This is a genomic window from Planctomycetia bacterium (assembly GCA_016795155.1).
GTDB lineage: Bacteria > Planctomycetota > Planctomycetia > Gemmatales > HRBIN36 > JAEUIE01.
The window spans coordinates 13,194-26,305 of the sequence record JAEUIE010000027.1 but is presented as its reverse complement, the minus strand read 5'-3'; the positions used below and the strand labels follow the sequence as shown (position 1 = coordinate 26,305).

General features: G+C 52.5%; 9 protein-coding genes and 1 tRNA gene. 9 read left to right on the top strand and 1 reads right to left on the bottom strand.

Annotation, left to right across the window (positions count from 1 at the left end; genetic code table 11):
* Nucleotides 1–83: 83 nt before the first annotated feature.
* Both JNJ77_10670 and JNJ77_10665 read left to right on the top strand, forming a co-directional pair.
* Nucleotides 84–1,070 (top strand): malate dehydrogenase, encoded by a 987-nt coding sequence (locus tag JNJ77_10670; GenBank protein ID MBL8823040.1) that lies wholly within the window; start codon nt 84–86, stop codon nt 1,068–1,070.
* Between the two features lie 102 nt (nt 1,071–1,172).
* The gene (locus JNJ77_10665; GenBank protein ID MBL8823039.1) at nt 1,173–4,067 is read left to right on the top strand and encodes a c-type cytochrome; all 2,895 of its coding nucleotides are present in this window, start codon (nt 1,173–1,175) and stop codon (nt 4,065–4,067) included.
* Here the strand turns inward: JNJ77_10665 and JNJ77_10660 are convergent.
* A complete protein-coding gene (locus tag JNJ77_10660; protein MBL8823038.1) occupies nt 4,037–5,017 on the bottom strand; it encodes an alpha/beta fold hydrolase in 981 nt (326 codons plus the stop codon). The genes JNJ77_10665 and JNJ77_10660 overlap by 31 nt on opposite strands.
* Before the next feature lie 628 nt (nt 5,018–5,645).
* Between JNJ77_10660 and JNJ77_10655 the strand changes: the two genes are divergently transcribed.
* The 7 genes from JNJ77_10655 (at nt 5,646) to JNJ77_10625 (ending at nt 13,095) form a co-directional block, all read left to right on the top strand.
* The gene (locus tag JNJ77_10655) at nt 5,646–6,605 is read left to right on the top strand and encodes a DUF1559 domain-containing protein (GenBank protein MBL8823037.1); all 960 of its coding nucleotides are present in this window, start codon (nt 5,646–5,648) and stop codon (nt 6,603–6,605) included.
* A gap of 165 nt (nt 6,606–6,770) precedes the next feature.
* Nucleotides 6,771–8,279 carry a xylulokinase gene (gene xylB, locus JNJ77_10650; GenBank protein MBL8823036.1) on the top strand — a complete coding sequence of 503 codons (1,509 nt, stop codon included), beginning with the start codon at nt 6,771–6,773 and terminating at the stop codon, nt 8,277–8,279.
* 9 nt (nt 8,280–8,288) lie between these two features.
* Nucleotides 8,289–8,804 carry a hypothetical protein gene (locus tag JNJ77_10645; GenBank protein MBL8823035.1) on the top strand — a complete coding sequence of 172 codons (516 nt, stop codon included), beginning with the start codon at nt 8,289–8,291 and terminating at the stop codon, nt 8,802–8,804.
* 332 nt (nt 8,805–9,136) lie between these two features.
* Nucleotides 9,137–10,204 (top strand): polysaccharide biosynthesis protein, encoded by a 1,068-nt coding sequence (locus JNJ77_10640; GenBank protein ID MBL8823034.1) that lies wholly within the window; start codon nt 9,137–9,139, stop codon nt 10,202–10,204.
* Nucleotides 10,205–10,281: 77 nt separating this feature from the next.
* The gene (gene polX / locus JNJ77_10635) at nt 10,282–11,994 is read left to right on the top strand and encodes a DNA polymerase/3'-5' exonuclease PolX (protein MBL8823033.1); all 1,713 of its coding nucleotides are present in this window, start codon (nt 10,282–10,284) and stop codon (nt 11,992–11,994) included.
* A gap of 87 nt (nt 11,995–12,081) precedes the next feature.
* On the top strand, nt 12,082–12,978 hold the full coding sequence (locus JNJ77_10630; GenBank protein MBL8823032.1) for a ParB/RepB/Spo0J family partition protein: 897 nt from the start codon (nt 12,082–12,084) through the stop codon (nt 12,976–12,978).
* Nucleotides 12,979–13,020: 42 nt separating this feature from the next.
* Nucleotides 13,021–13,095: transfer RNA gene (locus JNJ77_10625), tRNA-Pro, on the top strand.
* Nucleotides 13,096–13,112: the final 17 nt, after the last annotated feature.

The window sequence follows — 13,112 nt, the reverse complement described above, 5'->3', positions numbered from 1 at the left end:
GGCTGTTTCGTTTCAGGTCAACTTCCCGCTGGAGTATCGGCTTCATAAGGTGATAGTGTTCTTTCATCTTGTGAGGTCTCAACATGAGTCAGGTGGTTCGCGTTGCTGTGACAGGTGCAGCCGGGCAGGTGGCTTATGCCATGCTGGCCAGGCTAGCCGCCGGTGAAGTGTTTGGCAAAGACAAGAAGGTCATTCTACAACTGCTGGAAATTCCCCAGGCACTGCAAGCGCTGGAAGGCGTGGTGATGGAGTTGGAAGATCTGGGCTCACCGAACCTGGAAGGCGTCGTATTTACCGATGATGCCAACAAGGCATTTGCCGGCGCCAACTGGGCACTGCTGGTAGGAGCGTTCCCACGCAAGCAAGGCATGGAACGCAAGGATCTCTTATCGATGAATGGGAAGATCTTTGTCAGCCAGGGACAGGCCATTGCCAACAATGCCGCCAAGGATATTCGTGTCGTCGTAGTGGGTAATCCCTGTAACACCAATTGCCTGGTAGCACAGCGTAATGGCAAGGATGTACCTGCTGAACGATGGACAGCACTGACCCGTCTCGATCACAATCGAGCTGTAGCGGCACTCGCCAAGAAGGCATCGGTTGGCAACAGCGATATCACCAACGTCACCATCTGGGGTAATCATTCCAACACCCAGTATCCCGATTTCCAGCATGCCCGCATCAAGGGCAAGTCAGCGACCGAAGTCATCACCGATCGTGCCTGGCTGGAAACCACGTTCATTCATCAGGTGCAGAATCGCGGTGCTGCGATCATCAAGGCTCGAGGGGTCAGCTCTGCCATGTCTGCAGCCAATGCGACACTGGATCATGTGAAAAGTCTGCTCGCCCCAACTCCTGCAGGCGACTGGACAAGTGCCGCCATCGTTTCCAATGGTGAATATGGCGTAACGCATGGCCTGGTGTTCGGCTATCCATGCCGCAATGAACAGGGGCAGTACAAGCCGGTCAACGGCCTGCAACTGGATGCGTTCGGGAAAGCCAAATTCGATCTAACACACAAGGAACTCAAGGAAGAGTACGAAGCAGTGAAAGACCTGCTGCCGGGCTAAGGCCTATGATTCGAGGAATATCGTGATAAACCGCTGGGCATTCCCGGCGGTTTTTTGTTATGCTGAATCCCTGCCTGCCTTCTTTACGATGTGATGCCTTCCATGCGACTGATGGTGTTTTCGATAGGTGCCCTGCTCTTTTCGTTCACTCTGCTGGCTCAGGAAAAGCGTGAGTTGCCTCGCAATAAAGAGAACCAGACGGTGCCACTTTCAGCACGCGAGGAACTGGGCACGTTTCAGCTGGACCCCGCCTACACCATAGAACTGGCAGCAGCGGAACCTGAAGTGGTTGATCCCGTCTGTTTTTGCTTTGATGCGGCTGGCGATCTGTACGTGGTGGAAATGCGGGGCTACCCCAACGCAGGTGTAGGCACGGGGACTCCCAACCTGGCAGGCCGCATCCGCAGATTGCAGGATACCGATCACGATGGTTACTTTGAAAAATCCAGCATAGTGCTTGATGGCTTACGTTTTCCGTGTGGGATTGCGCCTTATCGCGATGGTTTCCTGGTGGGTGATGCCCCCGATCTGTTTTTTGTCTCGCGTGATGGTAAGGAGAAACGGGTACTCTACACCGGCTTCGGCAACAGCAACATTCAGCAGATGATCAATGGTTTGCAACTCCATTACGATGGCTGGGTGTATGGCTGCAATGGGGGCAACGATAGCCCTGTTAAATCGGTCGAAAAGCCTGATGCTCCCATAGTTCAACTGCGCGGCATGCATTTCCGTTTCAAACCCGATGTGCCTGGCAGCCTCGAGCCTTGTTCAGGCGGTGGGCAGTATGGACTGGCAGTGACACCCAGTGGTCAATGGCTGACGTGTACCAACAGCCAGCACCTGCGGCATATTGTGTTGCCTCATCATTATTTGAAACGCAATCCTGATCTGTCGGTTCCCTCGGTGGTGTTGGACATTCCCGATCACGGTGCTGCAGCTCGCGTCTTTCGCATCAGCCCTTTTGAAGCCTGGCGGCTGGAACGCACCACACGCCGTGCTGGTGGGAGTGATGCCAAGCGGTTTCCGACAACAGAATTGGTGCCGGGCGGATATTTCACTTCGGCAACGGGTTTAGCCTGGCATGACAATCAGGTCTTTGTCTGCGATCCTGCTAATAACCTGGTGCATCGGGATGTGCTGAAGGTGCAAGGCTCGACTTTTCAGGCACAACGCCATGATAAGGATTGCGAGTTCCTGGCCTCAACCGATACCTGGTTTCGGCCTGTCTTTCTCGCCAACGGCCCGGATGGATCGCTTTACCTGGCCGATTTCTACCGTGAGATCATTGAAACACCTTTGTCGTTGCCTGATGACATCAAGGCAAAATGGAACCTGAATAGTAGGGAACGGGGCCGCATTTGGCGGATCAAGCCAAAGCAAACAACAATAGTGAAACAGAAACGTTTAGATCAACTCGGCGAGCAAGAACTGATTCAGGAACTGGGTTCCAGTATTAGTTGGCGAAGAGAGACTGCATTTCGGTTGCTGCTGGAGAAAGATGTTAAGCACAATGTGTCGGAGTTGAAACAGTTAACATCACATCCCCTGCCCCATGCGCGCATTCTGTCATTAAGCTTACTTTCGTTGTGCAATCATTTAGATGATGGCAACTTGGAATCGGCGCTGAAAAGTACTTCGCTGGATGAATATGCAGTACGCATGGCTGCGCTGCAATTCTGTGAATCGCGACGCAGTTTGTCAGAACCACTGAAACAGCAATTGATGTATATTGCAGAAGATCAGCATCCGCAGGTACGGTTTCAACTGGCGCTCAGCCTGGGTTCGCTGCCACTGGATCATCAGGAAAGGCTACAGTTGGCGTATCAACTACTGAAGCGAAGAGATAGAGATACCTGGTTCGATACTGCTCTACTGTCTTCACTCCAGGGTTTGGAATGGCAGTTATTGCGATCGGTCATGGCTAATGAGAAGATATCCAATGCCTTTCTGGAAAGGCTGGCACAACTGGTCGGTAAAAAGGTACCGCTGCTGGAGTTGCAGTCGGATCAGTCATTGAAAAGGTATTTGCAAAAAGACTGGTCAGATAGTCAACTGGCTGTTTTGAAAGGGATTGGATCAAGTTATCTGCGCACCTTGCCAGATATCACTTCGAGATTGAACAGCCTGATTCATCAAGCCAAAATCAGTTCGAACACCAGGCAGATGGCCATCAGTCTGTTGGGCTATACCAACTGGAAAGAAGCCAAGCCATTGCTGCAGGAACTGCTCAGTTCTACGTCTTCTTTAGATGATCAGCGGAACGCACTGCAGGCCATCAGCCGTTTTGATGAACGGGAAGTTACAGTATTGCTGCTGACACTTTGGCCAACGTGGAGTCCGACTATCCGTCGGGAAGCACAGGAAGTATTGCTGGGCAGGACTATTTTCATCGAGTACCTTCTGGAGCGAGCGGAGAAGAAAGAGTTTGCCTGGCTGCAGCTTGATCAATCGCGTCGGGAGCAATTATTACGTTCGCGAAATGCGAACATCCGCCAGCGGGCAGAGAAGTTGCAGACCAGCGCCCAGGTTACGAGCCGTCAGCAGATACTGATCCGCTATGCTCCATCGCTTCAGATGACAGCTAATGTAGAACGTGGCAAAGCTCTCTTTGCCAAGCATTGCTCCACCTGCCATCAGATTCAGGGGCAGGGGCATGTTGTTGGGCCAGACCTTTTAGGAGCGCTTGGCAACAAAACGCCGGAAGCTTTGCTGATTGATATGCTCGATCCCAACCGTGAAGTCGATCCGCGTTATGTCAATTACCTGGTGATTACCAAAACAGGCAGAACCGTGACAGGGGTGATGAGCAGTGAATCAGCATCGAGCATCACGCTCAAGCGGGCTGAAGGTGTCGAAGAGACTATCCTGCGCAGCGATCTGGAAGAAGTGCAGGGCACCGGAAAATCGTTGATGCCTGAAAACTTCGAAGAACAGGTATCTGTGCAGGATACTGCCGACATCATCGGCTATTTACTCTCCTTGCGATCGCGTAAGTGAGTATACAGAAAGCGATAACACTTCTCACGAATGTCATCAGGGAAAGCATGTTCACAATCAGGGTGAACTGCAACCAGATTTTCTGTTTTGCCAAACAGTTGATAGACCGGCAAGGCAGCTTTGACACAATCGCGGACGCCTTCCACATCAAAGTTGGCATCACGCAGTGGAGCGTTGATGAACACAGGCCGGGGAGCCAGGGCTGCCAGCAGTTCGGTGAAGTCAAATGGCACTTTTTTCGGATCGCTGTCAAACAGACTCGCGATGCGTGGCATATAGCCTGCATGCGTCCAGCCTTTCAGATTGCCGCCGTAGTATTTCGGGAATGAGCAGAATCCGCAACTGCTGGCAATTACCTTGATGCGTGGTTCATACAGTGCAACAAAGATGGAATTGTGACCGCCCAGCGAATGGCCGATGCAGCCAATCCGTTCCGCATCGACTTCAGGCAGTTGCGTCAGCAGTGTGACACAATGCCGATGGTTGGCAATGCCCTTGGCCGTGGCACTTACATAGCCTAGCTGATAGGCATCGGTGGTGGAGTCGCCAAAGCGCGGGTAATCAGGTGCGATGGTGATGTAACCTCGCTGGGCCAGCTCCAGGGCATAGTGCAGGGTAGGCAAGCCAGCCAGGCCTGACGGTTCGCCTTTGCCAGACTTCGTGGTTTGATGCAGGCAGAGCATGGCTGGGAGTTTGACTTTAGATGCAGGCAGGAACAGGTAGGCGTGGATGATATCGTTGTCATCTATGGGAATAGTGATCTTCTTGCGAACGATGTTGCCCAGTGAAACGGATTCGTGAGTTTGATAAGTGATCTGTTCCGGGTCGCGAGATTTTTCGGACCTTCTGCCTGCAGCTGCTTCGAAGTTGTTGATGATGTGTGCTCGTCTTTTCTTCCAATCGTCGGCAGTTTTCACTGGCTGCAGAGCGCCGTGACTATCTTTCCACAACAGTAACCGTGTATGATCGGTATAGTGTACAATATTATACTCCTGTAAAAATTCAGCTACTGCAAAAGTTGAGGCGGTAACGAAAAGGTGTAGAAGAAGTAAGCCGCTGGTGATGAGAATCGGAATCGGCCACCTGCAGCGCCCCGTGCGCGCGCCATGATTACAGTGGTTTTGGCGTTGGCTTGAGTGCTGGAGTTGGATCATGCTTTGCCTTCACTAGATAAGGTTACTTCGCGAAATGGGCCACCTGCAGCAGCTCGTGCGCGCGCCATGTTTACAGGGATATTCGCGTTGTGCATGGCAGTATCATACACCACAAGATATTTTCCTGTCATGTATGAAAGCGGATTGGCCGTGTTGATTGTCATTTACCTGGCCAACTGCAGGGAATCAGAGGTCAATAAACAATAGTATACTATATTAGTGTAAGGATGTTATTTTTTCAAGAGTGACTCATTTCGATGTCCAGTTTTTGCCTCGACTGGTTACAGCAGACACACCCCGGCGGAGTACCGCCGGAGTGTGGCACGGTCTGCGGATTTGACGCAATACGCTGTACTCGATACCGTTCGGATGTTAGTGTGGGAGGCAACTGTCAGCAGTCGCAATAATTGGTTTGAGCATCTCCATGACACGGGAACGACGTGCGGTTCTTGCCGTTATGCTGTTTATCTTGGCAATGAGTATTACTATTTTCTACGACCCAGTATTGGCGCTCGATGCTACCGCCTTTTTCATTGGGTTATACATCATGTTCAGTTGTATCTTACGCTGGTGGAAGGAACCAAAAACAGTTATTCGAAGAATCATTGGTATACTGATCGGATCGATATTGTTATTCCCACTGGTCTTGATTGCTTATTCAATAGTACCACTGTTGAGTACGCTCTATGCATCAAACTATTCGAGTGGATATGCGGCAAAACAGTTGGAGACCATAGTTGCTGGCCTTCATCAATGGCATGAAAAACATGGTCAGTTCCCGGCTGTAGCCAGCTATTCTTCGACTGGTCAGCCTTTACTCAGTTGGCGCGTCCATTTGCTTCCTTTTCTCGGAAGAGAAGAACTGTATCGTCAATTTCATCTCGATGAACCTTGGAACAGCAATCACAATCTGACACTATTGAAATCCCTCCCAAACTGTTATCGACTTCCTGGCTATGGTCAGCAGGAACCATGGGGTGGTACGTTCTATCAATTAATAGTTGGGCCCGGAGCAGTGTTTGAACACGACAAGCAAGCGACGATTCCGGAAATCAAAGCACAGGGAAGAATGGATAGCGTCATCATTGCTGGAATTGCTCAAGAAGCAGTGCCGTGGACGAAGCCAGCCGATCTTGAATTTGCAGAAGGTAAGCCACTGGCATTGGGTCGAGTAGTAAGACACACCCCGGCTCCAATTGTTCCTTTCCTTATTGGTGTCAACATCAATGAAGATAATGCACCAGGAGAGGGGAATCGTCGATATCGTCTCGCATTCGCAGATGGGCATACCGACAGCGTGGTATACGATGGAGCACTGAATAGACTCGGACCGTTTATCAAGTGGCGTGGGCCATCACCCAGCTGTCTGGATGAAATCAAATAAAGAATAGGTTGTTGCCAAGACAGGATGCTGCAGGCACACCCCGGCGGAGTACCGCCGGAGTGTGGCACGACTTCTGTTGATTGACGCAAATCTCAGTCTCTTTTCCTGAGCAATGCACCCATTCTTCTGATACAACGAAGATGATCATCATTTGCTGGACACCATATGAGCGCATATCTTGGAATTGATCTGGGCACCAGTGGCACCAAGGCACTGGTTTGCCGGGCGGATGGAACCATCCTGGCAACGGTCACCGTGGAACATCCCATCTCTCATCCACAGCCTGGCTGGTCGGAGCAGAACCCGGCAGATTGGTGGCAGAGCGCCTGCGAGAGTTCCCGCCAAGCCATCGCTAAAAGTGGCATCAAGCCAGATGAACTGAAAGGCATCGGCCTGAGCGGGCAGATGCATGGTTCGGTGTTTCTCGATCGCGCACACCAGGTGCTCAGGCCTGCACTTCTGTGGAATGATCAGCGAACTCAACGTGAGTGTGAAGAGATTGAACAGGCAGCCGGTGGCAGGCTGGCACTCATCAGCATGGTCAGCAACCCTGCTTTTACCGGTTTCACTGCCCCTAAAATTCTCTGGCTCAGAAATAATGAACCTCGGATATTTGAAAGACTGCAACACGTTCTGCTGCCCAAGGATTATCTGCGCCTGAAACTGACCGGCGAGTTAGCTACTGAAGTAAGCGATGCTTCAGGCACACTATTGCTTAACGTCAGGGAACGATGCTGGCACACCGGTCTGTTAAACATGTTGCAACTGAATGCATCACTGTTACCTCGTTGTGTGGAATCAGATGAGGTAACCGGCAAGCTGACAGCCCAGGCAGCAAAAGAGTTAGGTGTTTCACCCGGTGTTCCAGTGGTGGGCGGAGCAGGGGATCAGGCAGCGAGTGCGGTAGGCAATGGCATCGTGAAGCCGGGGATTCTCAGTGCCACCATGGGAACCAGTGGTGTGGTATTCGCTCATGCTGAAAAGCCTGAAACACATCCGGAAGGTAAAGTGCATACGATGTGTCATGCAGTGCGCGGAGCCTGGCATCAGATGGGTGTGGTGCTGAGTGCAGGTGGATCGCTGCAGTGGTTTCGCAATCAATTGTGTGCGGATTTGATGCAGGATGCGACTAAGAAGGGGTGTGACCCATACGATCTGATCATGCAGGGCGTGGAACAGATAACTCCAGGAGCAGAGGGATTGCTGTTTGCTCCTTATCTTACAGGAGAACGGCATCCGTATAGCGATCCGCAAGCCCGTGGAAGTTGGGTTGGTCTGACCGTTCGTCATACCCGTCATCATATGGCACGTGCCGTGGTGGAAGGCATTACCTTTGCTATGCGCGATTGCCTGGAGGTGATGCGAGGCCTGGGTGTGCAGGCTGAACAGATACGTCTGTCCGGCGGTGGCGCCCGGTCGGAATACTGGCGTCAACTGCAGGCGGACATCTATGGACAGAAAGTAGCCCAGATCAATGCTCAGGAGGGGCCTGCGTTTGGAGTTGCACTCCTGGCGATGGTGGGAACCGGGGCGTATCGCTCGGTACCCGAAGCCTGTGCTGCGACTATTCGCGTGACGGAAGAGCGTTTGCCTGATGCAGTACAGAAGAAAGAATACGAATCGATCTATGAACGCTATCACAAACTGTATCCAACGCTGAAACAATTGTGGTAACGGTTTCCCGTGAAACGTGCCAGCGTGATGTGGGGGAATCGCGTGCCTCTCAAGAGCGAGTTTGATCATAAAGCTTATTGGATGGTTCTGGTGCGTGGCCTGACTGGCGCATTACTCGGATCCACTCCGGGCGTAGTTTATGTTGTTGCGACGCAAGCCACTCTGACAAACGATGTGTTTGGATCGCAGTGCATACTCATCGGTGCATTGGCTGGCTCGATGATTATGGGGTTGGCTGCACATGCAGGCGTGATGAACGCTGCAATCAAAAGTAGAGGCACGGGTCCGGGCAAACCGCGCACGCTGAAAGATTATCAGCAGGTAGACGCGCTCCCAGTGATTCCGCCGGCGAGCAAGCCAGTGGAACCTCCGCAGGAAACGGTGCAAACCAGACCTGTAGAAACTCCACCATCAGCACCGCCGGTAGTTGAGACTCCCAAAGTGGTAGAGAGCAAGCCTGCTGTGGAAGAACACAGGCCAGTATCGTTTGAAGACTTTGATCATCAGCCCGATGTGGCGCGCTAATCTCTTACAGCACGTGTAAGGTAATTGCAACAAGTTATCGATGCCTTGCAGATGCCGTCGCGTCACTGTCCTGAACTGTGATTTTCTCGCAAAGTACGCTGCTTTCCCAGACTGACGCACGAAAAAATATCTTCTGGAAAATCATCGAAACTGGCCTTTTTGATTCAAGTTTCTTGGTGTAGGATTCGCCCCGCTTCAGCATGACATTCATCGCGTCATCTGGAGTGACACCATCATGTCACTGTTCGACACGGATGTTGATCAGCGACAACGCAGCTTGCAAAAGCTGAGGATGGTGATTCTGTTCCCTGCCCCCGAAGGGAGTTGGTGGCATGATTCGCAATGCAGTTCTGTTCCGAGTGGATGGTACACGTGCTGGTGGCTGGGAATCGTTTTCCCGCTGCCTGACTTTTGCTTATGCCCTGCAGCGCCGGCGTCGCCCGGCACATTTCCTCAGCAGGCTGGAACCTTCCCTGCTGGGAGCACTGGTGAAAAAAGGCGACAACCAGTGGCTGAGCGCTGAAGCTCAGGTGGGCACGCCTGATGATCTGGAAGAGATCACGCGTGAGATTCGTCGTCTGCGTCCAGCTGCTGTGGTCATTGATGACCCGAATTGCAGTCCGGAATATCTGGCAGAGATAACGGCCTTGGGGCCAATGGTTTTCTGCATGGACAACGAAGCAAGCTACCGGATGGCCAGCCAGCTGGTGGTGCATCCCATGCTGAACAAATCCATTACGGAATACGATGTCTGTCCCGGATCACAGGTTTTGGCTGGCCCACGCTATGCCATTGTCAGGCCGGGCATTCGCCGCATTCGTCCTATTCGAGGTCAGGAGCCACCCGAACCATTCCGCTGCGTGGTCTCTCTTGGGGACGATCCCGCCAACTGGACCTCACGCACCGTCAAGGCACTGCTGCCTTTGAAGCAGCTGAGTCGAATTGATATTCTTGCCCGCATGGGTCATCCCAAACTGAAGCAATGGGAAGACCTGGCGGAAGCCCACAAGGGACGGGTGACGGTATCGATCGATACGCAGGATCAATCGCGGCGTATCTCCCGATGTCATTTTGCTGTGACGGAAGCAGATACCGGCTCGCTGGAACTGGCCTGTGTTGGCGTGCCCATGCTCATCATGGTGCAGAAGGAAGTCTACTGGCCAACTGCTCAGAGGCTGGAAGAAGAAGGGGCTGCCAACCTGATGGGCTGGCATGAAGCCATCAAGGAAAATACGGTTCGCATGGCGGCCGAGAACATTATGAAGGATGCTGCGGAACGGCGTTTAATGGCTCGCGCTGGTCGTGCCCTGATTGATGGCCGAGGCCCGGATCGCCTGGTGACAGCACTTGAAATCATGCTGCATCCATCGCGCAGTATTGATCTGCGGGAAGCAGCATAGCGAAGTAGCTGGTAGCAATTGAATTGAAGCCAGTAGAATATTTCTACTGGCTCTTTTCTTTTATGTGACATCCCATGATTGACAAAATGCAGGTCGCCAGGATTCTGGATGATTGCGGTACGCTGTTGGCGCTCAAAGGGGAAAACGATTTCCGTTGCCGGGCTTACCATGCAGGTTCGCGTGCCATTGAGAACTATGAAGGAGACTTTGTCGGCAAAGTACAGAGGGGTGAACTGGAACATGTGCCTGGCATTGGCGAAACGCTGCAAGCCAAGATCAAGGAAATCGTCACCACCGGCAAGCTGTTGTTTCACGAGAAACTATTGGCGGAGATTCCGCCGGGCCTGTTGGAGATGCTGAAGATTGCAGGGCTGGGGCCGAAGAAGATTGCCATCCTCCACCAGGAACTGAAGATCAACTCCGTCGCAGAACTGGAGAAGGCTTGCCAGGCTGGCACCATTGCCAAGCTCAAAGGGTTCGGCGAAAAGACCCAGGCCAAGATACTCGAAGGCATCGCCTTCCTTGGACAGGTCGGCAATCGCTACCTCATCTCCGATGCAGAGCAGACCGGGATCAAGCTGCTGGAACTGGTACGCAGTGTACCTGGAGTGATTCGGTCAGAACTGTGTGGCAGCCTGCGCCGTCGCAAGGAAACCATTGCTGACCTGGATGTGCTGGTGAGTGCAAAGGATGCTGACAAGGTCATGGAGGCATTTACGACTGGTGCTGAGGTCAAGCAGGTTCTTGGGCGTGGACCTACCAAGTCGAGCGTGCTCCTGAGCAATGGCATGCAGGCTGATATCCGTGTGGTGGAAGATGCATCCTTTGCTTTCGCACTGCACTACTTCACCGGCAGCAAGGAACACAACATTGCCATGCGGCAACGAGCTATTGACCAGGGGCTTCGACTCAATGAGTATGCCCTTGATGAAAAAAGGAAGCTGAAGGCACACACCGAGGAAGAGTTGTTCGCCCATCTGGGGCTGGACTACATCCCGCCCGAACTGCGTGAGAACACCGGTGAGATTCTGGCTGCCAGTGAGCATAGGTTGCCGGTGTTGATTACGCTTGATGATCTGCAAGGCACGTTGCATTGTCACACCACCTACAGCGATGGCGCCAACACCCTGGAAGAAATGGCGCAAGCCGCCAAGGTTCTGGGGCTGAAGTACCTGGGCATAGGCGATCATTCGCAATCTTTGAATGTGGCTCGTGGCTTGACGCCGGAACGGGTGAAAAAGCAATGGAAAGAGATTGATGCACTGAACGAAAAGCTGAAAGGCTTCCAACTGCTCAAGGGTACCGAGTGCGACATCCTGCCTGATGGCAGCATGGATTTTGAAGATAAGCTGCTGGCTGGGTTCGACTATGTCGTAGCCAGCGTGCATACCCATTTCACGCTGAGCCGGGAGCAGATGACCGAACGGGTCATCAAGGCGATCAGAAACCCACATGTCGATATACTGGGCCATGCCACCGGCCGACTGCTTTTGCGACGAGAAGGCTACTCCATGGATATTGATGCAGTCATGAAGGCTGCTGCGGAGACAGGGACGATCATTGAAATCAATGCCCATCCAGCCCGTCTTGACCTCGATTGGTTGCACGTGAAACAAGCCCGGTCGCTCGGTGTCAAGTTTGCCATCAACCCCGATGGCCATTCCATTACTGAGATTGCCTTGATTAAATACGGCATCGATGTCGCCCGGCGGGGTTGGCTCACGAAGGCTGATGTGGTGAACACGTTGCCCTGGGGCAAATTGAGGAAGTTGCTGAAACGCTACCAGTAAAACGGCTGTTGTGTAAAAATCGCATCCGTGCTATGCTTCGCCCCGATTGAGAAGCAACAGCGAAGGGATAGCAAGGAGGCGAATCCCATGACAGATAAACGCCGTTTAGGTCGCGGCCTGGATGCATTGTTAGGTGGCTCCTCAGCCACCACAGCAACAGCAGTTGCCAGCAACAGTTCCACGCTGACGATGGCGCTGGATCGCATTCATGCCAATCCACAACAGCCACGCAAAGACTTTGATGAGGATGATCTCGATGCATTGAAAGACAGTCTGCGTACGCATGGCTTGCTGCAGCCCATCCTGGTAAGACCCTGCGAGAATGGCTACCAGATTATTGCTGGCGAACGCCGATACCGGGCAGCTCGTGAAGTAGGCTGGTCAGAGATTCCAGTACACGTGGTTGATTTCAACGATCAGAAAGTTTTCGAAGCAGCCCTGGTCGAAAACCTGCAGCGCAGTGATTTGAATCCCATCGAGAAGGCACAAGGCTTTCAGGATTATCTGCAGCGTTACCAGGTAACACAGGATGAACTGGCCAAGGTCGTTGGCCTCGATCGTTCGACCGTTGCTAATATGATACGCCTGCTCGAACTTGCACCTGCAGTGCAGGAAGCAGTGCGACATGGACAGATCAGCGCTGGCCATGCCAGGGCTTTGCTTCCCGTGGAAGATCCCGTCAGGCAGACCACGCTGATGCAGGAGATTATTGCCAAGGGTTTGTCGGTTCGGCAGGTCGAATCTCTGATCAAATCAGAAGAACCTGCTGTGACAGCGACTGCGAAAAACGCTGAGTCACAACCTGTGAAAACTGCCCATGTTCAGCAGATTGAAGATGAGCTGCGACAGCGATTATCTACCAAGATTGCGATACGATTGCGCTCGCACGATAAGGGCCAGTTTGTCATCCATTTTGAGAATCAGGATGATTTCGAACGGGTAGTGCAGGCACTGCGAGGAGAAATGCAAAGACAAGCAGCGTGAACCTTGGTGAATGCCATTTCGTCTGTATCATGTGAAGTACGACGGGGTGTAGCTCAGCCTGGCTAGAGCACCTGGTTTGGGACCAGGACGTCGCAGGTTCGAATCCTGTCACCCCGATTGTTTCGTTATCATAA